This is a genomic window from Streptomyces sp. NPDC037401, from assembly GCF_055602345.1.
Genome location: NZ_JBVJWO010000025.1, coordinates 17,033 through 41,591 on the forward strand (window position 1 = coordinate 17,033; position 24,559 = coordinate 41,591).

Annotated in this window: 21 protein-coding genes; 7 read left to right on the forward strand and 14 right to left on the reverse strand. The window is 70.9% G+C overall.

Features of this window, described 5'->3' with window-relative positions:
- Positions 1-268: 268 nt before the first annotated feature.
- The 6 genes from ACZ7H1_RS24945 to ACZ7H1_RS24970 all read right to left on the reverse strand — a co-directional run bounded on the left by ACZ7H1_RS24945 (position 269) and on the right by ACZ7H1_RS24970 (position 4,533).
- Entirely contained in the window at positions 269-1,672 is a 1,404-nt protein-coding gene (locus tag ACZ7H1_RS24945) for an 8-oxoguanine deaminase (protein ID WP_470789804.1), read from the reverse strand.
- Between the two features lie 198 nt (positions 1,673-1,870).
- Positions 1,871-2,794: a factor-independent urate hydroxylase gene (gene pucL / locus ACZ7H1_RS24950; protein ID WP_470789806.1), complete on the reverse strand. Its 924-nt coding sequence runs from the start codon at positions 2,792-2,794 to the stop codon at positions 1,871-1,873.
- A gap of 6 nt (positions 2,795-2,800) precedes the next feature.
- Positions 2,801-3,193 carry a hydroxyisourate hydrolase gene (gene uraH / locus ACZ7H1_RS24955; RefSeq protein WP_470789808.1) on the reverse strand — a complete coding sequence of 131 codons (393 nt, stop codon included), beginning with the start codon at positions 3,191-3,193 and terminating at the stop codon, positions 2,801-2,803.
- Positions 3,194-3,195: 2 nt separating this feature from the next.
- On the reverse strand, positions 3,196-3,732 hold the full coding sequence (gene uraD, locus ACZ7H1_RS24960) for a 2-oxo-4-hydroxy-4-carboxy-5-ureidoimidazoline decarboxylase (RefSeq protein WP_470789809.1): 537 nt from the start codon (positions 3,730-3,732) through the stop codon (positions 3,196-3,198).
- Between the two features lie 154 nt (positions 3,733-3,886).
- A complete protein-coding gene (locus ACZ7H1_RS24965) occupies positions 3,887-4,285 on the reverse strand; it encodes a helix-turn-helix domain-containing protein (protein WP_470789811.1) in 399 nt (132 codons plus the stop codon).
- A complete protein-coding gene (locus ACZ7H1_RS24970) occupies positions 4,282-4,533 on the reverse strand; it encodes a YkoF family thiamine-binding protein (RefSeq protein WP_470789813.1) in 252 nt (83 codons plus the stop codon). Before ACZ7H1_RS24970 ends, ACZ7H1_RS24965 begins: the two co-directional genes overlap by 4 nt.
- A 123-nt stretch (positions 4,534-4,656) precedes the next feature.
- Between ACZ7H1_RS24970 and ACZ7H1_RS24975 the strand changes: the two genes are divergently transcribed.
- From ACZ7H1_RS24975 to ACZ7H1_RS24985, 3 genes are all read left to right on the forward strand, one after another.
- A complete protein-coding gene (locus tag ACZ7H1_RS24975; RefSeq protein ID WP_470789814.1) occupies positions 4,657-5,490 on the forward strand; it encodes a TIM barrel protein in 834 nt (277 codons plus the stop codon).
- 74 nt (positions 5,491-5,564) lie between these two features.
- The gene (locus tag ACZ7H1_RS24980) at positions 5,565-6,461 is read left to right on the forward strand and encodes a 2-hydroxy-3-oxopropionate reductase (protein WP_470789816.1); all 897 of its coding nucleotides are present in this window, start codon (positions 5,565-5,567) and stop codon (positions 6,459-6,461) included.
- Between the two features lie 205 nt (positions 6,462-6,666).
- Positions 6,667-8,124: a catalase gene (locus tag ACZ7H1_RS24985; RefSeq protein ID WP_470789818.1), complete on the forward strand. Its 1,458-nt coding sequence runs from the start codon at positions 6,667-6,669 to the stop codon at positions 8,122-8,124.
- A 388-nt stretch (positions 8,125-8,512) separates the two neighbouring features.
- On the opposite strand, the gene ACZ7H1_RS24990 is transcribed toward ACZ7H1_RS24985, so the two are convergent.
- The 3 genes from ACZ7H1_RS24990 to gcl all read right to left on the reverse strand — a co-directional run bounded on the left by ACZ7H1_RS24990 (position 8,513) and on the right by gcl (position 12,435).
- Positions 8,513-9,847: an MFS transporter gene (locus tag ACZ7H1_RS24990; protein WP_470789820.1), complete on the reverse strand. Its 1,335-nt coding sequence runs from the start codon at positions 9,845-9,847 to the stop codon at positions 8,513-8,515.
- The gene (locus tag ACZ7H1_RS24995; RefSeq protein WP_470789822.1) at positions 9,844-10,503 is read right to left on the reverse strand and encodes an ArsR/SmtB family transcription factor; all 660 of its coding nucleotides are present in this window, start codon (positions 10,501-10,503) and stop codon (positions 9,844-9,846) included. Before ACZ7H1_RS24995 ends, ACZ7H1_RS24990 begins: the two co-directional genes overlap by 4 nt.
- A gap of 144 nt (positions 10,504-10,647) precedes the next feature.
- Positions 10,648-12,435, reverse strand: a complete 1,788-nt coding sequence (gene gcl / locus ACZ7H1_RS25000) for a glyoxylate carboligase (RefSeq protein WP_470789824.1) — start codon at positions 12,433-12,435, stop codon at positions 10,648-10,650.
- 247 nt (positions 12,436-12,682) lie between these two features.
- On the opposite strand from gcl, the gene ACZ7H1_RS25005 reads away from it, so the two are divergent.
- Positions 12,683-13,516: a hypothetical protein gene (locus tag ACZ7H1_RS25005; protein WP_470789825.1), complete on the forward strand. Its 834-nt coding sequence runs from the start codon at positions 12,683-12,685 to the stop codon at positions 13,514-13,516.
- Here ACZ7H1_RS25005 and ACZ7H1_RS25010 read toward each other — a convergent pair.
- The gene (locus ACZ7H1_RS25010; protein WP_470789827.1) at positions 13,513-15,393 is read right to left on the reverse strand and encodes a glycoside hydrolase family 15 protein; all 1,881 of its coding nucleotides are present in this window, start codon (positions 15,391-15,393) and stop codon (positions 13,513-13,515) included. The genes ACZ7H1_RS25005 and ACZ7H1_RS25010 overlap by 4 nt on opposite strands.
- A gap of 138 nt (positions 15,394-15,531) precedes the next feature.
- Here ACZ7H1_RS25010 and ACZ7H1_RS25015 point away from each other — a divergent pair, with 138 nt between their 5' ends.
- On the forward strand, positions 15,532-17,814 hold the full coding sequence (locus ACZ7H1_RS25015) for an MMPL family transporter (RefSeq protein ID WP_470789828.1): 2,283 nt from the start codon (positions 15,532-15,534) through the stop codon (positions 17,812-17,814).
- A 78-nt stretch (positions 17,815-17,892) separates the two neighbouring features.
- Positions 17,893-18,381 (forward strand): glutathione peroxidase, encoded by a 489-nt coding sequence (locus tag ACZ7H1_RS25020; RefSeq protein WP_470789830.1) that lies wholly within the window; start codon positions 17,893-17,895, stop codon positions 18,379-18,381.
- Between the two features lie 71 nt (positions 18,382-18,452).
- Here ACZ7H1_RS25020 and ACZ7H1_RS25025 read toward each other — a convergent pair whose 3' ends face one another.
- Entirely contained in the window at positions 18,453-20,195 is a 1,743-nt protein-coding gene (locus tag ACZ7H1_RS25025; protein ID WP_470789831.1) for an AMP-binding protein, read from the reverse strand.
- 93 nt (positions 20,196-20,288) lie between these two features.
- Positions 20,289-21,413, reverse strand: a complete 1,125-nt coding sequence (locus ACZ7H1_RS25030; protein ID WP_470789833.1) for a winged helix DNA-binding domain-containing protein — start codon at positions 21,411-21,413, stop codon at positions 20,289-20,291.
- Between the two features lie 149 nt (positions 21,414-21,562).
- Here ACZ7H1_RS25030 and ACZ7H1_RS25035 point away from each other — a divergent pair, with 149 nt between their 5' ends.
- The gene (locus tag ACZ7H1_RS25035; RefSeq protein ID WP_470789835.1) at positions 21,563-22,738 is read left to right on the forward strand and encodes a magnesium and cobalt transport protein CorA; all 1,176 of its coding nucleotides are present in this window, start codon (positions 21,563-21,565) and stop codon (positions 22,736-22,738) included.
- Between the two features lie 3 nt (positions 22,739-22,741).
- On the opposite strand, the gene ACZ7H1_RS25040 is transcribed toward ACZ7H1_RS25035, so the two are convergent.
- Both ACZ7H1_RS25040 and ACZ7H1_RS25045 read right to left on the reverse strand, forming a co-directional pair.
- Positions 22,742-23,557 carry a VOC family protein gene (locus ACZ7H1_RS25040; RefSeq protein ID WP_470789837.1) on the reverse strand — a complete coding sequence of 272 codons (816 nt, stop codon included), beginning with the start codon at positions 23,555-23,557 and terminating at the stop codon, positions 22,742-22,744.
- A 29-nt stretch (positions 23,558-23,586) separates the two neighbouring features.
- Positions 23,587-24,558 (reverse strand): antibiotic biosynthesis monooxygenase, encoded by a 972-nt coding sequence (locus ACZ7H1_RS25045; RefSeq protein WP_470789839.1) that lies wholly within the window; start codon positions 24,556-24,558, stop codon positions 23,587-23,589.
- Position 24,559: the final 1 nt, after the last annotated feature.

Here is a 24,559-nt window from a genome sequence, read left to right on the forward strand (position 1 = left end):
GGCCCCACGGCCCTTCGGACCGGCGGGACCCCAGCGAAAGCGGTGCGAGTCGAACCTGTATGGAGTTGTGGCGGGGCGGAGCGGACGACGGCATGGGGGTGCCGTGGCGCGGGCCCGGTACGGGCCGCGGGGGCTCGGTGGCACGAGTCACCGCCCCGGGGATGCCGGAGGAAGACCTCCGGCACCGCCCGGGAACGGCTGCCGCGGACCCCGCTCGGGTCCGCGGCGGCCGGCCGGAGGCCGTCCCCCCCGGCCGGATTCCGTGGGATCAGCCCTGCGCGGTGATCCGCGCGAGGCGCTGCGCCTCTTCCCGCGTCGAGACGGCGATGGCGTCCTCGTCCGCGAAGAGCAGGCGGTTGTTCTCGACGATCTGCTTGCCGTTGACGAACGACGCGGTCACCGGGGCGGCCGCACCGAAGACCAGGGCGGTGACCGGGTCGGCGATCGAGGAGTGCAGGAAGGTGTTCAGGTTCCACAGCACCAGGTCGGCGAGCTTGCCGGCCTCCAGCGAGCCGATGCTGTCGGCGCGGCCGAGTACCTGGGCGCCGCCGTAGGTGCCCAGGCGCAGGGCCTGGCGGGCGTTGAGCGCGCGCTCGCGGTGCACCGGGTTGAGGCGGTTGATCAGCAGGGCGTTGCGCAGCTCGGTGTGGAGCTCGCCGGATTCGTTGGAGGCGGTGCCGTCCACGCCGAGGCCGACCGGGACGCCGGCGGCCAGCATGTCCGGGACGCGGGCGATGCCGGCGGCCAGGCGGGCGTTGGAGGACGGGCAGTGCGCGACACCGGTCTTCGTACGGGCGAAGGCGGCGATGTCGGAGTCGTTCATGTGGACGCTGTGCGCCATCCACACGTCCTCGCCGAGCCAGCCGGTCGACTCGAAGTAGTCCGTCGGGCCCATGCCGAAGAGCTCGTGGCAGAACTTCTCTTCCTCGACGGTCTCGCTGCCGTGGGTGTGCATGCGCACACCGAGGCGGCGGGCCAGCTCGGCGCCCTGCTTCAGCAGCTCGGTGGAGACCGAGAAGGGCGAGCAGGGGGCGACGGCGACCTGGGTCATCGCGTCGAAGGAGGCGTCGTGGTACTTCTTCACGGTCGCCTCGGTGTCGGCGAGCGCACCCTCGAGGGTCTCGACGGCGTGGTCCGGCGGCAGGCCGCCGTCCTTCTCGCTGCGGTCCATCGAGCCGCGGGCGAGGGTGAAGCGGACGCCCATCTCGGACGCGGCACGGATGATCGAGCCGGACAGGTCGCCGGAGCCCTTGGGGTAGACGTAGTGGTGGTCCATCGCGGTGGTGACACCGCCCTTGGCCATCGCGCCGAGGGAGCCCTGCGCGGCCGTGTACGTCATCTGCTCGTCGATGCGCGCCCACGTCGGGTACAGCGCGACGAGCCAGTTGAAGAGGTTGTGGTCGGTGGCCAGGCCACGCGTGATCCACTGGTAGAAGTGGTGGTGCGTGTTGACCAGACCGGGGGTCACGAGGTGCCCGGTGCCGTCGATCCGGCGTACCACGTTGTCGAGGTTCCCGGGGGCCTTGCCCGCACCGATGGACTCGATCTTGTTCCCGGCGATGACGACGTGACCCGAGGCGTACTCGGTGTCGTCGGCGTCGACGGTCGCGATGGCGCAGTTCTCGATGACGATGCGCTCGACCGCGCTGTCAGGGGCTGCCGATGCTGCCATGGGACTTCCTCGTGCTTTCAGTGGCGGTGCGGGCACGGCAAGGCCCAGGGAATTTGAGTGCCGGAGCCGGGGGCCTTGACAGCTGACAGTACTGCCGCCCCGTATGTTGCGTCCGGGTGCCGAATCAGGAAGTGATCGTGTGTCGGGCCGCGTCCCGGGGCCGCTGCGGAGCCCCGGGACGCGTTTCGCACCGGAGGATCAGAGGTTGGTCATGTCCACGGGGATGTGCGCGTCGGCGCCGTCCCGCAGGATCGTGGCCTCGATCAGACCGTACGGGCGGTCCGCGGCGAAGTAGACCTCGTTGTCGTTCTTGAGGCCGAAGGGCTCCAGGTCGACGAGGAAGTGGTGCTTGTTCGGGAGCGAGAAGCGGACCTCGTCGATCTCCGAACGGTGGTTGATGATCCGCGAACCCATCTGGTACAGGGTCTGCTGGAGCGACAGGGAGTAGGTCTCCGCGAAGGCCTCGAGCATGTGCTTGCGAGTGGCCTCGTAGGACTTCTCCCAGTTGGGCATCCGCTGCTCGTCGTCGGTCCAGTTGAACCGCCAGCGGCCCGACACCTGGGTGGCCAGGATGCGGTCGTACGCCTCCTGCAGGGTCGTGTACTTGTCCTTCACGTAACCCCAGAACTCCGAGTTGGTGGAGTTCATGACGATCAGGTCCTTGAGGCCGGAGATGACCTCCCAGTTCTGGCCGTCGTACGTGATCTGGGTGACGCGGGTCTCCTGGCCCTTGCGGACGAAGGAGTGCTTGACCTCGTCGGCGCCGATGAACTTGGAGTTCGAGTCCGAGGTCTGGATCCGCTCCCAGGAGTACTCCTCGATGCGGATGCGCGCCCGCTGGATCGGCTCCTGGCTGTTGACGAACCAGCGCGCCAGGTGGATGCCGAACTGCTCGGCGGACTCGATGCCGTACTCCTTGGCGAAGGCGTACACCGTGTTCTTGGTGGTGTCCGTCGGCAGGACGTTGGCGTTCGAGCCGGAGTAGTGGACGTCGTCCATGTCGCCGGAGAGGGCGACCGAGACGTTCAGGTCCTTGATGTGGTGCGTGTCGCCGTCCCGCGTGATCTTGACGACGCGGTTCTCTGCTTTGCCGTACTGGTTCTGGCCGAGAATCGTGGGCATGGTCTGCTAGCTCCCTCGGTAAACGGAGTAGCCGAACGGGTTGAGCAGCAGCGGTACGTGGTAGTGCTCGCCCGGGTTCACCGCGAAGGTGATGGTGACCTCGGGGAAAAACGCACCGCTGTCCCTTACGCGGGGGGCGTCCTGCTGCGCCTCGGCGGCTTGCTTCTTGGAGAAGTACGCCTCGGTCTCGAAGTCGAGACGTACGTGGGTGGTGCCCTCCGGCAGAGCCGGCAGGTCCTTGCAGCGCCCGTCGGCATCCGTGGCGGAGCCGCCGAGTGCCGTCCAGTCCGCGTCGAAGCCGCTCCGGGACGACAGCGAGATGGCGACGCCCTCTGCGGGGCGGCCGACGCTGGTGTCCAGGATGTGCGTGGACACGGAAGCAGTGGTCTCGGTGCTCATGCTCACTCTCCTTCTACGAGTCGGGTCAGTCGGATCCGGTTGATCTTGACGAGCTCTCCGCGGGCGATTTCCCGCTCGACCTCGGCATCGTTCCCGATCCGGATCCTGACCGCGTCCCGCATCTGCTCACCGGTCGCACCGGTGGCGCAGATCAGGAAGACGTGACCGAACTTCTCCTGGTAGGCCAGGTTCAGTTCGAGCAGTTCGGCCTTGAGCTCCTCGGAGGCGCCGGCCATTCCGCGCTGCTCGCGCGCGGACGTCGGGTCACCCGGCTTCGGCCGGCCGATCGGCGGGTGGCCCGCCATCGCCTCTGCCAGGTCCGCGGCGGTGAGCTCGGCCATCGCGGCGTCGCTCGCGGCGAACAGCGCATCGGCGCTGGCGAACGGGCGCTGGGCGAGCAGCTTGCTCCCCCATGCCGAACTGGCGCACACCTCGTGGAGCTCGGCCTGGGCCGCGGCGTCCACCAGGGTGTTGAACCGGGCGAGGCCCGCGGGGGGTCCGGGGGTCTCCCCCGGAAGGCGCTGTGTACTCGAAGTCACGGGAAAGCCTCCGTGGCCTTGGTGCTTGGAACGGGCTGGGAGTAGCTAACGCTCTCGACAACATCGCGTCAACACTTTGTTGAAACTTCCCGTACACAAAAGCCGCCGCCCGGTCGATTCGGGCGGCGGCTCGTGACAGCTGGTGACGGGCCGGTCACCCCTGGCTGTTCTCGTCGGACTTCGCCGGGGTGCCCGCGTCCCGGTTCAGGTAGTTGTAGACCGTGAAGCGGCTCACGCCGAGGGCGCCGGCCACCGTCTCGACGCCGTGGCGCACGGAGAAGGCGCCCCGCGCCTCCAGTATGCGCACCACGTCCTGCTTGGTCTTCCGGTCGAGCTGCGCCAGCGGTACGCCGTGCCGCCGCTCCAGCGCCGCCAGGATGCGGTCCAGCGAGTCGGAGAGCTGCGGCAGCCGTACGGCCACCAGGTCCCGACCCTCCCAGGCCAGTACGACGTCGTCGGGCGTGGCCCGGTCCGGTTCCATCAGCTCGCCGCCCATCGCGTCGACGAGCGGCTTGACCGCTGCGACGAACGGGTGGTCACGGGGCTCGGTCATGGGGTGTCCTCCCCGATCACGTTCACCTGGAGCGAGACGCGGGTGGCGCCGGCCTCCAGCGAGTCGCGCAGCAGTGCGGCCACCGCCGTCAGCACCCGGTCGGCCGCCCCCTCTGCGGTATTGCCGAACGGCCCGACGTCCACGGCGTCCAGCTGCGCCTTCTGGATGACCTCGCGGGCAGCCACGGCATGGGCAGGGGCCTCTTCGAGGTCGAAGGGCTCGGTCGTGAACTCCACTCTCAATCGCACCCGGTCAAGCTACCCCGACCGGGAAATTCCGGCAGCACCCACTTGACATCCGCTCGCGAAGCCATGCAACCTTCCATCAAGCAGAAAACAACTTCCGCAATACGGAAGGAGCGCACACCCCTCATGGGATACACGGACCAGCGCTTCGATGTGAACCTTTCGATCCTCTTCACGGAACTCCCGCTCCTGGAGCGCCCCGCGGCCGCCGCCGCGGCGGGCTTCACCGCGGTCGAGCTGTGGTGGCCCTGGATCGAGACCCCCACCCCCGCTCAGGCGGAGCTCGACGCCCTCAAGAAGGCTCTTGAGGACGCCGGGACCCAGCTGGTGGGCCTGAACTTCTACGCCGGCCGGCTGCCGGGCCCGGACCGCGGTGCGGTCTCGGTACCCGGCGAGGAGTCGGACCGCTTCCGCGCCAACATCGACATCGCGGCGGACTTCGCCGCGTCGGTCGGCTGCAAGGCGCTCAACGCGCTGTACGGCAACCGCGTCGAGGGGGTGGACCCGGCCGTCCAGGACGAACTCGCCCTGGAGAACCTGGTCATCGCGGCCCGCGCAGCGGACCGCGTCGGCGCGATCCTGCTGATCGAGACGCTGAACAAGCCCGAGTCTCCGCTCTACCCGCTGGTGAGCGCCCCGTCCGCGATCGAGGTCGTGGACAAGGTCAACGAGGCGACGGGCCTGGGGAACGCCAAGTTCCTGCTGGACCTGTACCACCTGGCGATGAACGATGAGGACCTCTCCGAGGTCATCGAAAAGTACGCCGCCAAGACCGGCCACGTCCAGATCGCGGACAAGCCGGGCCGGGGTGCCCCGGGCACGGGCGAGCTGCCCCTCGAGGACCTCCTCGACCAGCTCGAGAAGGCCGGCTACCAGGGCTTCGTCGGCCTGGAGTACAAGGCCGCCGACGCCGCCGCGTCCTTCGAGTGGCTGCCGGCCGAGGCCCGCGCCGCCGAGTAAGAGGACAAAGTCCGGGCGTTCCGCCAGGCACCCTCGTCACTTTTCGTACGTAGCTTTAAGAGAAGGACCTCATCATGAGCAACGCCACGCTTCCGTCGATCGCCTGGGTCGGCCTCGGCATCATGGGTTCGCCCATGTCCGAGAACCTGCTGAAGGCGGGCTACTCCGTCACCGGCTTCACCCTGGAGCAGGACAAGCTGGACCGCCTGGCGGCCGCCGGCGGCACCGCGGCCGGCTCGATCGCCGAGGCCGTCAAGGACGCCGACGTCATCATCACGATGGTGCCCGCTTCCCCGCAGGTCGAGGCCATCAACTACGGCCCCGAGGGCATCCTCGAGAACGCCAGGTCCGGCGCGCTGATCATCGACATGTCGTCGATCACCCCGCAGACCTCGGTCGACCTGGCGAAGAACGCCGCCGAGAAGGGCATCCGCGTCATCGACGCCCCGGTGTCCGGCGGCGAGGCCGGCGCCATCGAGGCCGTGCTGTCGATCATGGTGGGTGGCGAGCAGGCCGACTTCGAGGCGGCCCTGCCGATCCTCGAGGCCCTCGGCAAGACCATCGTCCTGTGCGGACCGCACGGCTCCGGCCAGACGGTGAAGGCCGCCAACCAGCTCATCGTCGCGGTGAACATCCAGGCGTGCGCCGAGGCCGTGGTCTTCCTCGAGAAGTCCGGCGTGAACCTCCAGGCCGCCCTGGACGTCCTCAACGGCGGCCTGGCCGGCTCCACGGTGCTGACCCGCAAGAAGGACAACTTCCTGAACCGCGACTTCAAGCCCGGTTTCCGGATCGACCTGCACCACAAGGACATGGGCATCGTCACCGACGCGGCCCGCAACGTCGGCGCCGCCCTTCCGGTCGGCGCGGTCGTCGCCCAGCTGGTCGCCTCGCTGCGCGCCCAGGGTGACGGCGGCCTGGACCACTCGGCCCTGCTGCGCGCCGTCGAGCGCCTCTCCGGCCAGCAGGTCTGAGCCACCCCTCCCCTCCGGGGGACTTGAGTTTCCGGACGGCACCGGTGCTGACACCTGTCCTGTCGCGCCCAGGCGCCGGTGCTGTCCGGAGCACCTCTCTCCATCTTTGTTCAACAAACTGTTGACGTCGCGTTCAGCCTGAAATTAGGCTCATCCGCATGGCGGAAGACGCTTTCCGTCAGCAGCTCCCGTACGGAAGGTCACCATGTCGAAGCGCGTGCTCACGACCGAGTCCGGCGCCCCGGTCGCCGACAACCAGAACTCCGCCACCGCCGGCGTCGGTGGCCCGCTCCTGATCCAGGACCAGCAGCTCCTCGAGAAGCTCGCCCGCTTCAACCGTGAGCGCATCCCGGAGCGCGTCGTGCACGCCCGCGGTTCCGCCGCGTACGGCTACTTCGAGGTGACCGACGACGTCACGGCGTACACGAGCGCGAAGTTCCTGAACGAGGTCGGCAAGAAGACCGAAACGTTCCTGCGCTTCTCGACGGTGGCCGACTCCCTCGGTGGCGCGGACGCGGTCCGCGACCCGCGCGGCTTCGCGCTGAAGTTCTACACCGAGGACGGCAACTACGACCTCGTCGGCAACAACACCCCGGTGTTCTTCATCAAGGACCCGATCAAGTTCCCCGACTTCATCCACTCCCAGAAGCGCGACCCCTTCACGGGCAAGCAGGAGGCGGACAACGTCTGGGACTTCTGGGCGCACGCCCCCGAGGCGACGCACCAGATCACCTGGCTGATGGGTGACCGCGGCATCCCGGCGTCCTACCGCCACATGAACGGCTACGGCTCCCACACCTACCAGTGGACGAACGAGCAGGGCGAGGCCTTCTTCGTCAAGTACCACTTCAAGACGAACCAGGGCATCCGCTGCCTGTCCGGCGAGCAGGCCGCCGAGCTCGTCGGCAAGGACGCGAACTCGCACCAGACCGACCTGCTCCAGGCGATCGAGCGCGGTGTGAACCCGAGCTGGACCCTCTACGTCCAGATCATGCCCGCCGCCGAGGCCGCGGACTACCGCTTCAACCCGTTCGACCTCACCAAGGTGTGGCCGCACGCCGACTACCCGCTGCAGCGCGTGGGCCGCCTGGTCCTCGACCGCAACCCGGAGAACGTCTTCGCCGAGGTCGAGCAGTCCGCCTTCTCCCCGAACAACTTCGTCCCGGGCATCACCGCCTCGCCGGACAAGATGCTCCAGGGCCGCCTGTTCGCGTACGCCGACGCCCAGCGCTACCGCCTCGGTGTGAACCACACCCTGCTGCCGGTCAACGCCCCGAAGGCGACCGAGGCGCAGAACTACGGCCGTGACGGCGCCATGGCGCTGCGCAACGGCTCGCGCCACGACAAGAACTACGAGCCCAACTCGTACCAGGGCCCGGCCGAGTCCGGCCTGGCGCTGGGCGCCCCGCTGGCCGTCTCCGGCCACACCGGCACCCACGAGGCCCCGGCCCACACGAAGGACGACGACTTCTTCCAGGCCGGTGAGCTCTTCCGCCTGATGTCCGAGGACGAGAAGAAGCGTCTGGTGGCGAACATCGCCGGCGGCCTGTCGCAGGTCTCCCGCGAGGACGTCATCGAGAAGAACCTGGCTCACTTCCACGCCGCCGACGCCGACTACGGCAAGCGCGTCGAGGAGGCCGTCCGCGCCCTGCGCGAGGACTGAGCCCACAGAACGCGCCGGGGGTCTGACGGGAGGTCAGACCCCGGGTGCCAGCCCGCTGCCGCGGACCCGGATGAGGGGTGGTTCACGGCAATGGGCAGGACGAGGACCGCGGTGGTGTCGAGCCAGTGCGGTGGTAAAGGCTCCGAGGCCCGTCTCTTGACCTGAGGGAGACGAAGCCGGAGGGTCTGTCGCCACCACCGCGGTCCCAGCCACTCCTTATATATAGGGGGCAACGCACAGTGCCCCCTGTCCATACTCCGCCCGGTGGTGCGAACGTCCTGTCGCGCCAGCCTCGCACCGTCGGGCGGTCACAGTTCCACCAGGCCGGAGCGCCGGGTCACGGACGGTCCCGTGACCCGGCGCTTTGTCGTGCCCGGGGCGCGGCCGTTCACCCCCGCGCGTGCGTACCGGCCGGCTGCGGCGGGGAGGCGGCGGTGTCCGGCACCGCGGGCGTCCCGCGGCCGGCCCACAGAAGGGCTCCCGCCAGCAGGACGGCGGCGCCGGGGAGCCAGGGCAGCGGGCCCGCCGGAAGGAAGCCGACGAGCAGACCGACGAGGGCGCCCGTGAGCTGGAGGGCGAGGGACTGGACCGAGAGCGCGGTGGCACGTCCCGCGCTCGTGACACGGCGGTGCAGGACGTCGTTCTCGTTCGGCCCTGCCGCGCCGAGCCCGAGGTAGATCAGGCAGTAGGCGGTGACCGCGAGGACCGCCGGGACGGCGCCCGTCGCCGCCGCCGTGCCTCCGAGCAGGAACAGCCCGCAGGCGCTGAGGCCGAGGCCCGCCAGGACCGCGCGCTCGCTGCCGCCGGCGAGGCGGGCGGCGAGCGGTGCGAAGTGGCTGCCCAGGGCGGAGCACACGAAGCCGGCGCAGGCGAGTCCGGCGAAGACCACCGCCCCCGACTCCGGCGCGCCGGTGAGGGCGGCGGCCCGGCCCGGCGTGAGCAGCTCGACCGTGGCCAGGGCGGCGCCGGCGGCCCCCGCGCTGAGGAGCACCCGCCGGACCAGCGCATCGCGCCCGCCCAGCCGCACTCCCCCCGCGATCGTGGCGGGGACGGCGCGCAGCACGCCGGCCGGGGCGACCCGCGGCCGGGGCGGCTCCCGCAGGGCCGTCAGTACGTACAGCACGAAGAGCAGCTCCACGGCCGCGCCCAGCAGGGCCGGGACGGAGAGGGGCAGCAGCAGACCGGAGGTGGCTCCGGTCAGCCGCGCCCCGAGGTCGGGGCCGAGTCCGAGCAGCCAGGGAAGGCTGCCGCCCAGCAGGGTGCCGGCGGCGAGTGCGGCGGAGGTCGCGGTGGAGCCGCGGGCAAGCCCGGTGCGCAGGTCGGCGTCCGGCCCGGAGCGGCCCTGGACGGTGTCGACGTACCAGGCCTCGGCAGGGCCGCTGGAGAGGGCGCGGCCCGCCCCCATGAGCACCATGCCGAGGGTGAGGGCCGTGGCGGTGGCGCCCAGGGCCTGGAGGACGAAGGCGACGAGGTTCAGCACCCCTGCGGCGGCCAGGACGGCGCGGCGGCCGAGGACGTCGGAGAGTCCCCCGGTGGGCAGTTCCAGTACGGCGGCGGTCAGGGAGTGCGCGGCGAAGAAGCCGGCGATCGCCGCCATGGGCATGCCGCGCTCGGTGAAGAGCAGGACCAGCGGCGCGATGGTCAGACCCACCGGAAGCCAGAACAGGGCGCAGACGGTGACGTAGCGCCGGCGTGCGGTGCGCAGGTCGGGGGCCGCCGTCACGACTCCCCCTCGGCGTCCGCACCCGCACCGCCGTCCGTCCCGGGGCCGGTGTCCGTCTGCGCGGGGTCGTTGGTGCGGGGTGCCAGGGCGAAGCCGGCGGTGAGCAGCACCACCTGGGCGGCGCGCGGGTCCCCCGCGTCGCGGGCGGCCAGCTCCCCGGCCGTCCGGTGGAAGGCCTCCCAGAGCTCGGTCAGCGACTCCGGGGTGAGCCGGTACAGGAGGTCGCTCATCCCGGACGGCTCCGCCCACTCCCGGCCGAGCCGCCCCTGCTCCATGTCCTCCTCGTGGCGTACGAGGGTCGCCTCGAGGTGCTCCACCTGGCGCCTGCGCATCGCGCCGACGAAGGCTCGGGTGGCGGGCGAGGCGGCCATGGCCTCGTTGCTCCAGGACGTCAGCACGTGCACGGACCGCCAGCGGCGCTCGCGCCCGTCCCGGTGCTCGGCCTCGGCCACGAACCCGTACTTCGCCAGCACCCGCAGGTGGTAGCTGGTGGACGCCGAGGACTCCCCCGTGACGACGGCGAGTTCGCTGGCCGTGGCCGGGCCGTCCTGGCGCAGCAGGCCGAGCAGCCGGACGCGCAGGGGGTGGGTGAGGGCCTTCAGGGCGGCTGCGTCCCGGTCGGGATCGAGCACGCGCCGTTTGGGTTTGCTGTCCATGGGAGGGAGCGTAGGGCGCACCGGGCAGTTTCCAAAAGATATTTTGCAGAATTTGTTTGGGAGATGCCGGCCGCCGGGTGAACGCCCGCGGCCCCCGGCCCTCCGGAAGGAGGAACGGGGGCCGCGGGAGTGGTGCGGGGCGGATCAGACCTGGAGGGCCTTGATCGCGGTCGGCGCGTGGCCGGGCTCGGTGGCGAGCTCCTCGAACTCGGTGACGTCGCTCATGTCGACCGTCTTGCTCATCGCGATGTTCGTGATGCGCTCCAGGATGGCCTCGACGACGACCGGGACCTGGTACTCCTGGGCCCACTTCTTGGCCTGCTCGAAGGCCTCGCCCAGCTTGTCCGGGTCGGTGACGCGGATGGCCTTGACGCCCAGGCCCTCGGCGACCTTGACGTGGTCGACACCGTAGACACCCAGCTCGGGGGTGTTGATGTTCTCGAACTCGAGGTTGACCTCGAAGTTGATGCCCAGGCCGCCCTGCGCCTGGCGGATCAGGCCCAGGTAGGCGTTGTTCACCAGGACGTGGACGTAGGGGACCTTGTGCTGCGCGGCGACCGCGAGCTCCTCGATCATGAACTGGAAGTCGTAGTCGCCGGACAGGGCGACGATCGGGGTCCCGGGCTCCGCGGTGGCGGCACCGATGGCGGCCGGGATGGTCCAGCCGAGCGGGCCGGCCTGGCCGCAGTTGATCCAGTTGCGCGGCTTGTAGACGTGCAGGAACTGCGCAGCGGCGATCTGGGAGAGGCCGATGGTGGTGACGTAGCGGGTCTCCGGGCCGAACGCCCTGTTCATCTCCTCGTAGACGCGCTGCGGCTTCAGGGGGATGTTCTCGAAGTGCGTGCGGCGCTGCAGGGTGGCCTTGCGCTCCTGCGCGGAAGCGGCCCAGGCAGAGAAGTCGGGCAGCTTGCCCGCGGCCTTGAGCTCCTTGGCGATCTCGACGAAGAGCTCCAGCGCGGCCTTGGCGTCGGAGGCGATGCCGTAGTCCGGGGCGAAGATCTTGCCGATCTGGGTGGGCTCGATGTCGACGTGGACGAACTTGCGGCCCTTGGTGTAGGCGTCCAGGTTGTAACCGGTGTGGCGGTTGGCCCAGCGGTTGCCGATGCCCAGGACGAAGTCCGACTCCAGGAACGTCGCGTTGCCGTAGCGGTGCGAGGTCTGCACGCCGACCATGCCGGCGGCCAGCTCGTGGTCGTCCGGGATGGTGCCCCAGCCCATGAGGGTGGAGATGACCGGGATGTTGGTCAGCTCGGCGAACTCGACCAGCAGGTCGGTGGCGTCGGCGTTGATGATGCCGCCGCCGGCGACGATCAGCGGGCGCTCGGACTCCAGCAGGAAGCTCAGGGCCTTCTCGGCCTGGGCGCGGGTCGCGGACGGCTTGTAGACCGGCAGCGGCTCGTACGTCTCCGGGTCGAACTCGATCTCGGTCAGCTGGACGTCGATCGGCAGGTCGATGAGGACCGGGCCGGGACGGCCGGAGCGCATCAGGTGGAAGGCCTCCTGGAACACGCCCGGAACCTGGGCGGCCTCCAGGACGGTGGTGGCCTTCTTGGTGACCGGCTTCGCGATCGAGGCGATGTCGACGGCCTGGAAGTCCTCCTTGTGGAGCTTCGAGACCGGGGCCTGGCCGGTGATGCAGAGGATCGGGATCGAGTCCGCGATCGCGGAGTACAGGCCGGTGATCATGTCGGTGCCGGCGGGGCCGGACGTACCGATGCAGACACCGATGTTGCCCGCCTTGGCGCGGGTGTAGCCCTCGGCCATGTGCGAGGCGCCCTCGACGTGGCGGGCGAGCGTGTGGCTGATGCCGCCGACGTTCTTGAGCTCCCGGTAGAAGGGGTTGATCGCGGCGCCGGGCACGCCGAACGCTTGGTCAACACCCTCGCGCTTGAGGATCTCCACGGCCGCGGCGGCGGCGGTCATACGAGGCATCGGTACTCCTGCGATCAGGCCGTTTCCGTAATCCGGAAGTTTTGTTCTGCTATACGGAACAACTTAAGAGGCGTCCTGTCGTTCCGTCAAGGCGGGTCCGCACCCCGGAACCCACCAAATGCCGCGTACCGTGCCGTCGGTTGCACGAATTCCGGGGAGAACCGCCCTGCGGCGTCGCAGGTGGTGGACGATGGAGTACGCACAGCGACGGAGGGCGCGACCTGCCCCGATCTGCCAGGGGGTCCGGATGGCCGAGACGTTTCCGGTGCGCTGCCCGGCCTGCGGGTGCCAGAACGCGTACACCGCGCCGGTCTTCCCGTGCGCCTGCGGCAGCCCGGTCAGCCCGCCGCTCGACCTCGCCGCCGCTCCCGTCGCACTGACGCACCTGAACTGGGCGGACAGCTGGGTGGCCGTGACCTGCGGGGCCTGCGGGCGGCGCGACGAGTGGCCGCAGCCGGAGTCGGGCTGTGCCTGCGGCACGGTCGCGCGGGTGCCCGTGCTCCCCGCGGAGCCGGCCGCCCGGCGGGCCGCGAGCACCCGGATTCCCGGCTCGGGCCCGACGGGCCCGGGCCTCGATGGGTCCGGCCTCGCGGAGTCCGGCCCGGCCGGGTCCGGCACGGCCGGGTCGGAGCACCCGCCGCACGTACCCCTGCCGCCCACCGCCCCGGTGCCGCGCCCGGCGTTCCGCCCGGTGACCATCCGCACGGCGCGGGACGCGGTCGCCACGGCGGCCCTCTACCTGCGCTGGCTCGGCTTCCGGGACGTCCATCGGCCGGACCCGCGCCCGGTGCCCTCGGCGGCGGTGGACCTGCGGGCCCCGGGGCTGGTGGCCCAGGTGGACCCGACGACCGCGCCGGCGGGACTGCGGGCCGTGGAGTGCGTGTGGCTCAACGGCCTCACGGCCTCGGCGAACAGCGTGTACTTCGCGCTGGCGGGCTATACGGACGAGGCCCGCTCCAGGGCGGACGAACTGCGGGTGCCGCTGTTCGTGATGGACCTGACCGGGGTCCCACAGCCGGTGAACGAACCGGCGGACGAACTGCTCGCCACGGGGACAGGTACGGGCACGGGCACGGACTAGTACGCCGGCGGGCCCGTCGGGCCGACCGGGCCCGTGCGGCCTGCGACCAGCCCGGTACGGCGGTCGATCGCCTCGTCCAGAGTGGTCGCGGCCATGATCAGGGACAGGTGCGTGAAGGCCTGGGGGAAGTTGCCGAGCTGCTCCCCGCTGGGGCCGATCTCCTCGGCGAACAGCCCCACGTGGTTGGCGTAGGTGAGCATCTTCTCGAAGGAGAACCGGGCCTGGCGCACCCGCCCGGCCCGCGCCAGCGCGTCCACGTGCAGGAACGTACACAGGCTGAACGTGCCCTCGGCGCCGCGCAGCCCGTCGGGCGAGGCTGCGGGGTCGTACCGGTACACCAGGCTGTCCTTGACCAGGTCGCGGTCCATCGCGTCGAGCGTGCTCAGCCACGCCGGGTCGGTGGGGTTCAGCAGCCCGACCCGCGGGATCAGCAGCAGCGACGCGTCGAGCACGTCACTGCCGTAGTGCTGCGCCAGGGCCTCGCGCCGCGCGCTCCAGCCCCGCGTCATGACCTGCTCGAAGATCGCGTCCCGGGCGGTGCGCCAGGTGTCCCGTGCGGCGGGGCGGCCGAACTCCTCGGCCAGCCGCAGCCCCCGGTCGAACGCCACCCACGACATCACCCGGCTGTACGTGAAGTCCTGCCGTCCGCCGCGCGTCTCCCAGATGCCCTCGTCGGGGTTGTCCCAGGACTCGGCCAGCCAGTCGAGCATCGAGGCGATGGCCTGCCAGCCGCGGTAGCTGGGCTGGGCGTCCAGGCCCCGGCCCTGGGCGAGGGCGTAGAGGGCCTCCCCGTAGATGTCGAGCTGCACCTGGTCGACGGCGGCGTTCCCGACGCGTACGGGGAACGAGCCGCGGTAGCCCTCGAAGTGGTCCAGCACCTCCTCGGGCAGCCACGGGTCCCCGTCGACCCGGTACATGATCTGCAGCGGCTGGGTGCCGGCCGAGGGCCCGCTCGCCCGCTCGGTCACCCGGTCGGTGAGCCAGGCGGTGAAGGCGGCGGCCTCCTCGACGAAGCCCAGGTCGAGCAGGGCCCGCACGGACAGCGACCCGTCGCGGATCCAGGTGTAGCGGTAGTCCCAGTTCCGCTCGCCGCCGACGAGTTCGGGCAGCCCGAGGGTGGCCGCGGCGATCGGGGCGCCCGTCGGCAGGTAGGTGAGCAGCTTCAGCGTGATCGCGGACCGGTGCACCATGTCGGGCCAGCGGCCGCGGTAGCGCGTGGTGCGCACCCAGTTCTGCCAGAAGTCGACGGCGTCCCACAGCTGGCTCTCGACGGACTCCGCGCCGGGCAGCACCGGCGCCTCGGCGTCCGGGCCGGCCACGGTGAACGCCGCCCCGGCCCGCTCGCCCTCGGCCAGCGTGAGGGTCCCGCGCACGTCGTGCTCGCCCCCCCGCTCCATCGGGACGTTCGTCTGGAGGAAGGCCGTGACGCCGGGCGCGCGGAAGGTGGCCGTACGGCCGTCGAGCTGCGTCTCGTGCCGGTTGCGGCCGAAATCGAAGCGCGGCCGGCACTCCAGGGTGAAGCGCACGGCACCGCGCATGCAGCGCATGACGCGCATGATGCTGTGCCGGTCGGTGGGCCGGCCGGTGCGGTCGGGCGGCATCCAGTCCATCAGCTCGCCCACGCCGTCCGGCGACATGAACCGCGTCACCAGGATCGCGGTGTCCGGGTAGTACAGCTGCTTGACGGTGACGCCCGGCGAGTCGACCGAGAGCCGGAAGAGGCCGCCCCGGTCGTGGTCCAGCAGCGCGGAGAAGATGCCGGGCGAGTCGAAGCGCGGCGCCGCGAACCAGTCCACCACTCCCTCGTCGGAGATCAGGGCGGCCGTCTGCAGATCGCCCACGAGCCCGTGGTCGGCGATGAGCGGGTAGCGCTCCATGCCCTCCACTATCGGGCAAGGCGGGGGCCTCAGCCCGGCGAACCACTGCCGCTGCGCCACTGCGCCGCCGAGATGCCGCCCGGCCGGGCCCGGAAAACAATGATCTCGGGGGACCCCCACACCGGAGACGGTCACACCATGAACGCAGCAAGCGTGGACAAGGGAAAGCGCGCACCGCGGAAGAGCGCGCTCTACCGGCTCGGACACTGGTGCGCACGTCATTTCGTCGTCGTGATCGCGCTGTGGCTGGCCGCGGTCGCGGGTCTCCAGATCACCGACCGCGCCGTGGGCGGTCAGTTCTCCGACGACTTCGCCCTCCCCGGGGTGCAGTCCGCCGACGGCCTGGACGTCCTCAAGGCGCACGACCCGGCGGCGGGCGGCTACGGCGCCCAGATCGTGCTGAACCAGCCGTCCGCGGCGCTCACCGAGGACGCCTCCGCGATCAACACGGCCGTCGCGAGCCTCCAGAAGCTGCCCGACGTCCTCAGCGCCCAGAACCCGCTGCCGCAGCAGGGGACCACCCCTCCGCCCGCCCCCGCCGGCGTGCCGAACACCGGCCCGCTGTCGACGGACGGCAAGACCGCGTACATCACCGTGCGCTTCAGCGTGCCGCCGTCCACCCTCGGTACGGAGTACCTGCCCGGGGTCGACAAGGCCGTGCAGCCGATGCGCGACGCGGGCATCACCGTCGAGTACGGCGGCCCGCTCGGCGAACTGGCCCGGCCCCACGCCGACGACCGGACCAGCGAGGCGATCGGCTTCGCCGTGGCCATCCTCGTACTGCTCATCGGCTTCGGCAGCATCATCGCGGCCGTGCTGCCCCTGGTCACCGCCCTCATCGGGGCGATCTGCGGACTGGCGCTGCTGGGGCTGATGGCCGCCGCCTTCACCTTCGGCACGGTCTCCCCCACGCTGGCCACCATGATCGGCCTCGGCGTGGGCATCGACTACGCGCTGTTCCTGATCACGCGTCACCGCCAGAACCTCATGAACGGCCACGATCCCGCCGACTCCGCGGGCCTGGCGACGACCACCAGCGGCCGTGCCGTGCTGGTCTCCGGCTGCACGGTCGTCATCGCCCTGTCCGGCCTGTGGGTCTCCGGCGTCACCTTCATCGGCAAACTGGGCCTGGCGGCCACCTTCACGGTGGTCACCGCGGTGATCGCCGCGCTCACCCTGGTCCCGGCCATGCTGGGCCTGGTCGGGCGCCGCATCGACAAGTACCACGTGCGCAAGCCGGTCGCGGAGACGGACGCGGAGCCGGGCGCTCCGGCGCACGGGACCTGGCACCGGTACGCGCAGCGCGTGGAGAAGCGGCCGTGGTGGTTCCTGGTCTCCGGCGTCGTCGGGCTCTTGATCCTGGCGTTCCCGGTGTTCTTCATCCAGCTCGGGCACATCGGCGACGGCGCCGACCCCGAGTCGTTCACCGACCGGCGTGCCTACGACCTGATCTCGACGGCGTTCGGACCGGGTGCCAACGGACCCCTGACCCTGGTCGTCGACCAGACCGCCGTGCCCGCATCCGACCGGGCCGCGCTCGGCACCAAGCTCCAGCAGGCGCTGACGAACGTCCCGGACGCGGCCTCGATCACCCCGCTGCGCACGACCTCGGACGGCGACGTGCTGATCGGCACGGCCTACTCGGTGGCGTCGCCGCAGGACGAGCGGACGACCCGGCTCACCGACCATCTGGTCGACGACGTACTGCCGCAGGCGGTCGCGGGCACGGAGGCGCACACGTACGTCACCGGCACGACCGCCGCGCAGGTCGACTTCCTGGACATCGTCTCGAGCCGGCTGCCGCTGATCATCGCCGTGGTGGTGGCGCTGGCGTTCCTCGTCATCCTGATCGTCTTCCGCGGCCTGCTGGTCGCCGTGAAGGCCGCCGTGCTCAACGTGCTCTCGATCGCGGCCTCGTACGGCGTGGTCGTCGCGGTCTTCCAGTGGGGCTGGGGCGGACCCGCCCTGGGCGTCTCCGGCAAGGTGCCCATCGAGAGCTACGTCCCGATGATGATGTTCGCGATCGTCTTCGGGCTGAGCATGGACTACGAGATCTTCCTGCTGTCCCGGGTCCGCGAGGCGTGGCTGCGCACGGGCGATCCCAAGGCCAGCGTGGCCCATGCGCTGGAGATCACCGCACGGGTGATCACCTGTGCCGCGCTGATCATGGTGAGCGTCTTCGCGGCGTTCATCGTCTCGGACAACATCGTCGTCAAGATGCTGGGCCTGGGTCTGGCCGCCAGCGTCCTCATCGACGCGACCGTGGTGCGGCTGCTGCTGGTGCCCGCGGTGATGACGCTGCTGGGCAAGGCCGCCTGGTGGACACCGGCCTGGCTGGACCGGCTGCTGCCGCACCTGGACACCGAGGGGGAGCACGCGCTCGACCAGGACGCCGCGGAGGGCCACACCCCCGCGCGCTGAGCGGCACCCGGGCCCGGCAGGACCGCGGCGGGATCAGGCATCATCGAAGGCGCACGAGCATCCTGCCGAGGAGACGCCTTGAACCTGTACGACATCCCGCTGACCACGCTGTCCGACGAGCCGACCAGCCTCGCCTCGCACAAGGGCAAGGCGATCCTGCTGGTGAACACGGCCTCCCAGTGCGGGCTGACGCCGCAGTACTCCGGGCTGGCCAGGCTCCAGTTCGCGTACGCCGAGAAGGGCTTCACCGTCATCGGCGTGCCGTGCAACCAGTTCGGCGGCCAGGAGCCCGGCACGGCCGACGACATCCAGACCTTCTGCGCGACCGGCTTCGGCGTCACCTTCCCGATGCTGGAGAAGACCGACGTCAACGGCGACGGCCGGCACCCGCTCTACGCCGAGCTGGTCAAGCACGCCGACGCGGACGGCGAGGCCGGCGACATCCAGTGGAACTTCGAGAAGTTCCTGATCTCGCCCGATGGCGAGGTCGTGAACCGGTTCCGCCCGCGCACCGAGCCGGAGTCCCCCGAGGTCATCGCCGCGATCGAGGCCGTCCTGCCGGTCTGACGGCGGCAGGCGGGCCCGGCGCCCCCGCCCGGGGACGCCGGGTGGGGGCCCGGGGACGCCGGGCCCGGCCCTCACTTCAGGTCCGCCTCGTCGTACTCCTCCCCGGCGCCCCGCGCGGTCAGCTCCCGCAGCTCCACCCGGCGGATCTTGCCGGACACGGTCTTCGGCAGCTCGGCGAACTCGATCCGGCGGACCCGCTTGTACGGGGAGAGCACGGCCCGGGAGTGCGCGAACAGCACCCGCGCGGTCTCCGGCCCCGGCTCCCACCCCGCGGCCAGCGACACGTACGCCTTCGGGACCGCGAGCCGCAGCGGGTCCGGCGCCGGGACCACGGCGGCCTCCGCGACCGCCTCGTGCTCCAGCAGCGCGCTCTCCAGCTCGAACGGCGAGATCTTGTAGTCGGAGGCCTTGAACACGTCGTCGGCCCGCCCGATGTACGCGAGGTGGCCGTCGGAGTCCCGGGACCCGATGTCGCCGGTGTGGTAGAAACCGCCGGCCATCGCCTCGGCCGTCCGCTCCTCGTCGCCGCGGTAGCCGGTCATCAGGCCCACGGGACCGGGGGCGAGGTCGACGCAGATCTCGCCCTCGTCCGCCGCGGGGAGCCCGGTGGCCGGGTCGACCAGGGTGATGACGTACCCGGGCGCGGGCAGCCCCATCGAGCCGGGCTTGACCGGCCGGCCCGGGAAGTTGCCCACCTGGAGGGTGGTCTCGGTCTGCCCGAAGCCGTCGCGGACGGTGACGTTCCAGTCCCGCCGCACCTGGTCGATCACCTCGGGGTTGAGCGGCTCTCCCGCAGCCACCACCTCGCGGGGCGGGGTGCGCAGCTGGGTCAGGTCGGACTGGATCAGCATCCGCCAGACGGTGGGCGGGGCGCAGAAGCTGGTGACCCCGACGCGGTCCATCTCGGACATCAGCCGCTTGGCGTCGAAGCGGGTGTAGTTGTGGATGAAGACGGTCGCCCCGGCGTTCCACGGGGCGAAGAGGTTCGAGTACGCGTGCTTGGCCCATCCGGGCGAGGAGATGTTGAGGTGCACGTCTCCGGGGCGCAGTCCGATCCAGTACATCGTCGACAGGTGGCCGACCGGGTACGAGGCGTGGGTGTGCTCGACGAGCTTGGGGCGGGCGGTCGTACCGGAGGTGAAGTACAGCATCAGCGGGTCGGACGCACGCGTCTGCCCGTCGGGGGTGAAGGCGGGGTCGGCACGGTAGGCGTCGGCGAACCGCAGCCAGCCGTGCGGGACTTCGGCGCCGGTGGCGATCCGGGTGTACCCGCCGGGGACCTCGTCGAACCGGGCGGCGTCCTCGGCGCGGACGAGGACGTGCCGCGCCCGGCCGCGCTCGATGCGGTCGCGCAGGTCGTGCGGGCCGAGCAGCGGGGTGGCGGGGATGACCACGGCGCGCAGCTTCATCGCGGCGAGGGCGCTCTCCCACAGCTCGCGCTGGTTGCCGAGCATGACGACGATGCGGTCGCCGGCCCGCACGCCTTGCGCGCGAAGCCAGTTGGCGACGCGGTCGGAGCGTTCGGCCAGCCCGGCGAAGGAGATCCGCTCCTCGGTGCCGTCCTCCTCGGCGATGTGGAGGGCGGTGGCGTCGTTGCCGTCGGCGAGGCGGTCGAACCAGTCGAGGGCCCAGTTGAACCGCTCGGGGCGGGGCCATTCGAAGCCGGCGTAGGCGCGGGCGTAGTCCTCCCGGTGCGCCAGCAGGAAGTCGCGGGCTTCCCGGAAGCGCGCGGTCGCGTCCGGTTCACCCGTATCCGCCGTATCCGCCCTGATCGCTGCGCCGCCTGCGCTCTCTGCGTTCGCCCTGTCCGTCATGCGCCCTCCTCCGTACCCGTGCCCGCGGCCGTGCCCGTACCCGTGCCTCGTGAGCATCGTGCCGGTCGGGGACGGTCCGTCACCAGTGCGGCGTCAGCCGGTGATTGACGCGAAGCGGACCGCGTGCTTCTCGGCTGCGGTCATCTCGCGCAGCATCCGCGCGCCCTCCTCCGCCAGCTCCTCGCGCTCGGCTGCGGTGATCCGCCCGAAGGGCTCGATCACGAGTTCGGCGCGGTCCTTGTCCTGGTCCAGGCGCCACACTCCGGCGAGGAGGCCGTCCAGGAGGAAGACGCAGTACGCCTGGTTGCCCTTCCAGGTGCGGCCCTTGATCCCGGCGGGTACGACACGGCTGCGGTCGGCGTGGGAGAGGAGCAGGTTGTCGAACTCCGGCAGGAAGCGCGCCGGCGCCGGCGTGTCCTCGTCGGGGCGGGGGGAGTCGGGCAGGTCGAAGAGCTCGACGCCGTTCTCGTCCCGGAAGGCCAGCAGCCGGGGCCGCAGCCGCTCGAATGCCTCTTTCAGCCGAGTGAGCCCGGACCAGGTCTGCATGTCCTGTACGGAGGCGGGGCCGAAGGCGTTCAGGTAGCGCAGCACCGTCCCGTCGAGGTCGGGGACGGCGCCGGCGGCGGCGGCGCGCGCGGCGTCCCCGAGCCAGTGCTCCACGGTCGTGAGCCGGACCTGCCCGGAGCGGCCCCAGAGCCCTCGCGGGGTGACCTGGACCAACGGGAGGCGGCAGCGGGCGGCGACGGAGAGGGACTGCGGGTCGGCCTCCGGCCACTCCTTCAGGAGCTCCTCGCGCAGCTGGGCCATGGTGCGCGGCTCGGCCTCGACCAGCTCGCGGCTGATCCGGGCGAGCCGGTCCAGGTCCACGCCGTCGAGCCCCTTGCGGAAGTACTGGACCTCGCGGTCGCGGGCGGGCTGGACGAGCGGCCGCAGCAGCAGGGCGTCCTCGGCGGTGTGGGTGTGGATGGTGGAGCGCATGGTGACCATGCGGACCACCTCGCGCGACTCCATCAGGTCGGACAGCTCGCGGGGGTCGAATCCGGCGATGCGGGACCACAACTGGAAGTACGGGGGCTTCACGTTCTGCGCCTGAAGGCCGAGGAGGTGGGCGACGGCCTCCCGCGCGGTCGTCTCGGCGCGGCCGAGGAGCATCTGCCGGGAGAGGGTGGCGCGGCCCAGGGCGCGGGGGCTGAGCACGGTGTTCGTCCGGGTGTCCATGACGGCCACGCTATCCCCCATTGCGGACGATTCCTGTCCGCGATGCCGCGGAATCCGTCGGTGGCCGGGAGGTCACCCCGGGCCCGTTTCGTCCGTATATCCTGCTCGGTGTCACACGACGCACGTTCGACCGGGAAGGTGACACCGCGATGCCGGAGAGCCGTGGCCGCCGCCCCTCACCCGTGCCCCGCAAGTACGCCTGGCGCCGCCCGCCGGCGCCCCCGGCCGGCGGCGAGACTCCGCCGACCGAGCCGCCCCCGGTGTCCGCACCCACGGCGGCCGCCCCGCCCCCGGACGAGAACCACCGCAGCGTGGTCGAGGCGTCCCTCTACCGCGACGGACGCCGGGTGGCCTCCCCCGCGACCCTGGCGGAGACCTTCCGCCGGCTGCGCGAGCAGCCCGAGGGCATGGCCTGGATCGGCCTGCACCGCCCGACCGAGTCCGAACTCCACTCCCTCGCGGCCGAGTTCAACCTCCACCCGCTGGCCGTCGAGGACGCCCTCGAAGCCCACCAGCGCCCAAAGCTGGAGCGCTACGGCGACACCCTCTTCGTGGTCCTGCGCGCGGCCCGCTACCTGGACGCCCCGGAGGAGGTGGACTTCGGCGAACTGCACGTCTTCCTCGGCCCCGACTTCCTGATCACGGTCCGCCACGCGGCCGCCCCGGACCTCTCCGCGGTCCGCCGCCGCATGGAGGAGACCCCGGAGCTGCTGGCCCTGGGCCCGGAGGCGGTCCTGTACGCGATCCTCGACGCGGTGGTCGACGGTTACGCCCCGGTCGTCGAGGGCGTCCAGATCGACATCGACGAGATCGAGACCGAGGTCTTCCGCGGCGACCCCGAGGTCTCCCGCCGCATCTACGAACTGTCCCGCGAAATGGTCGAGTTCCAGCGCGCGACCCGCCCCCTGGTGGGCATGCTGCACGGCCTGATGGCGGGCTTCGCGAAGTACGGCACGGACGAGGAACTGCAGCGCTACCTCCGCGACGTCGCCGACCACGTCACCCACACCAGCGAACGCGTCGACGGTTTCCGCCAGGCCCTCACCGACATCCTCACGGTCAACGCCACCCTGGTCACCCAACAACAGAACGCCGAAATGCGCGCCCTCGCCGAGGCGGGCTTCGAACAGAACGAGGAGATCAAGAAGATCTCCTCCTGGGCCGCCATCCTCTTCGCCCCCACCCTGGTCGGCACCATCTACGGCATGAACTTCGAGGACATGCCCGAGCTGAAGTGGGCCGGCGGCTACCCCTTCGCGATCCTGCTGATGGCAGTCGTCTGCGTGAGCCTGTACGTGATCTTCAAGAAGCGCGACTGGCTGTAGGGGTCAGGTGGAGGTCGGGGGCGGGGTTGGGGTCAGGAGGACGAAGTCCGCTTGCGACGGGTCCAGGCAGACCGCCAGGCGGCCCACGCCTTCTGCGTCTTCCGGGCCCATCTGGAGGGTGCCGCCGTGCTCGGTGACCCTGGCGGCTGCGGCGTCGCAGTCCGTGACGGCGAAGACCGGGTGCCAGTACGGGCGGCCGTTCGCCAGCGCGAGCTCCTCCTTGCCGAGCTCCATCAGGCCGCCGTGCATGCGCTCCTGGGGAAGGCCGGCGGGAGTGATGAGGGAGTACGTGCCCCCGCCGCCGGGCAGGTCCATGTCGCTGAACTGCCAGCCGAAGACCGCGCCGTAGAACTCCTTCGCGGCCGTCGCGTCGCTCGTGTACAGCTCGGTCCAGGACAGCGAGCCCGGCTGGTCCACCAGGTCGACGCCCTTGTCCCTGCCGGGCTGCCAGACGGCGAACTGGCCGCCCAGCGGGTCGCTGTACTGCGCCATCCGGCCGTAGTCGTCGAAGTCCCGCGCCGCCACCCGTACCGTGCCGCCCGCGCTCTCCACGGCCCGGGTCGTGGCGTCCGCGTCGCTGGTGCAGTAGTAGATCATCCAGGCCGGGCGGGCGCCCTCCTCGGTGAGTTTGCCGAGCCCGGCGACGATCTTGCCGTCCTTCTTGAACATCCCGCCTTCCATCTCCTCCCCCTCCCCCTCCCCCATGGACTCGTAGTCCCATCCGAGGACCGCGCCGTAGAACGCCGCCGCGGCCGGGACGTCGGGGGCTCCGAGGTCCAGCCAGCAGGGGGAGCCGGGGACGAAGTCGGTGGTGATCACGGCAGTTCCCTTTCGCAGGTGCGCGCCGCTCAGGGCAGCGTCCAGATCCGGGTTGTGACGACGTAGAAGAGGACCGCCCAGAACACGGTCACCGCGGCGACGACGGCGAGGCCGACGAGGTTGGTCTTCACGCGCGATTCGTCCGGGGGCGGGCGCAGCCAGCGCCCGAGCAGGCGGTTCACGTAGTACGGCATCGTGAAGAAGCTCATGATGAAGCTGGAGAGAAGGTTGCCCACGAGCAGTCCGAGCCAGAACGGCATGCCCAGCGGGTGCAGGGCGAGCGACAGCAGGACGACGGTCGGGTACAGGCCGACCCAGACCGCGATGGAGGTCTTGGTCTCCGACGGCGGCGGGGCTTCCCTGCCGTTCTCGTCGAAGGCGAACCAGCTGCCGAAGGAGTTGTCGATCGTGCGCAGCTTGAAGTCGTTGAACTTCTTTCCCTCGGCGAGGAGTTCCTGCCGGCGGGCCGAGGTGAGCCAGGCGTCGAGGTGCTCGGCGTTGTCGTAGCGGTACAGCGTGGTCCACTCGTCCTGGAGGCCCTCGACCGGACGGAAGATCTCGGTTCCGCGGAAGCCCTCGAACTTGCCCTCCTCCTGGCTCATGCGGTGCTGCCAGGCGAGGAAGTCGTCGACGCTGCCCGGGTGGACGCGGTGGGTGACGACCACGGTCACGAGCGGGTCCGTGGGCTGCGTGCCGCCGCTGACCACCTGCTGGGTGGCGGGGCCGTCGAAGTACCTGTTGCCCCGGTCGAGGAACTTCTGCCTGGTCGCGCTGTTGATCCACGCTTGCAGGTGGGCGATCGAGTCGAAGCGGTAGACCACGACCCAGTCGGGTTGCAGGGCGGTCGGAGGGGAGTTCTCGGCGCCGAGGAAGCCGGCGTAGTGGGCGGCGGCGGCGTTGACGTCCTCCTGCCACATTTCGTAGTCGCGCTCCGCCCCGGGCAGGACCCGCTGGCCGATGATGGCCGTCGCCGCGGTGTCCTGGAACCTCTTGGTGTTCATC

Excerpts from the sequence above, each read along its gene's own strand:
- ACZ7H1_RS25015 (WP_470789828.1), top strand. The coding sequence starts at position 15,532 with ATGAACGCAGCAAGCGTGGACAAGGGAAAGCGCGCACCGCGGAAGAGC.
- ACZ7H1_RS24995 (WP_470789822.1), bottom strand. The coding sequence starts at position 10,503 with ATGGACAGCAAACCCAAACGGCGCGTGCTCGATCCCGACCGGGACGCA.
- ACZ7H1_RS25010 (WP_470789827.1), bottom strand. The coding sequence starts at position 15,393 with ATGGAGCGCTACCCGCTCATCGCCGACCACGGGCTCGTGGGCGATCTG.
- uraH (WP_470789808.1), bottom strand. The coding sequence starts at position 3,193 with ATGAGCACCGAGACCACTGCTTCCGTGTCCACGCACATCCTGGACACC.
- ACZ7H1_RS24975 (WP_470789814.1), top strand. The coding sequence starts at position 4,657 with ATGGGATACACGGACCAGCGCTTCGATGTGAACCTTTCGATCCTCTTC.
- ACZ7H1_RS24945 (WP_470789804.1), bottom strand. The coding sequence starts at position 1,672 with ATGGCAGCATCGGCAGCCCCTGACAGCGCGGTCGAGCGCATCGTCATC.
- ACZ7H1_RS25025 (WP_470789831.1), bottom strand. The coding sequence starts at position 20,195 with ATGACGGACAGGGCGAACGCAGAGAGCGCAGGCGGCGCAGCGATCAGG.
- gcl (WP_470789824.1), bottom strand. The coding sequence starts at position 12,435 with ATGCCTCGTATGACCGCCGCCGCCGCGGCCGTGGAGATCCTCAAGCGC.
- pucL (WP_470789806.1), bottom strand. The coding sequence starts at position 2,794 with ATGCCCACGATTCTCGGCCAGAACCAGTACGGCAAAGCAGAGAACCGC.
- ACZ7H1_RS24980 (WP_470789816.1), top strand. The coding sequence starts at position 5,565 with ATGAGCAACGCCACGCTTCCGTCGATCGCCTGGGTCGGCCTCGGCATC.
- ACZ7H1_RS25030 (WP_470789833.1), bottom strand. The coding sequence starts at position 21,413 with ATGGACACCCGGACGAACACCGTGCTCAGCCCCCGCGCCCTGGGCCGC.
- ACZ7H1_RS24965 (WP_470789811.1), bottom strand. The coding sequence starts at position 4,285 with ATGACCGAGCCCCGTGACCACCCGTTCGTCGCAGCGGTCAAGCCGCTC.
- ACZ7H1_RS25045 (WP_470789839.1), bottom strand. The coding sequence starts at position 24,558 with ATGAACACCAAGAGGTTCCAGGACACCGCGGCGACGGCCATCATCGGC.
- ACZ7H1_RS25035 (WP_470789835.1), top strand. The coding sequence starts at position 21,563 with ATGCCGGAGAGCCGTGGCCGCCGCCCCTCACCCGTGCCCCGCAAGTAC.
- ACZ7H1_RS25005 (WP_470789825.1), top strand. The coding sequence starts at position 12,683 with ATGGCCGAGACGTTTCCGGTGCGCTGCCCGGCCTGCGGGTGCCAGAAC.
- ACZ7H1_RS24985 (WP_470789818.1), top strand. The coding sequence starts at position 6,667 with ATGTCGAAGCGCGTGCTCACGACCGAGTCCGGCGCCCCGGTCGCCGAC.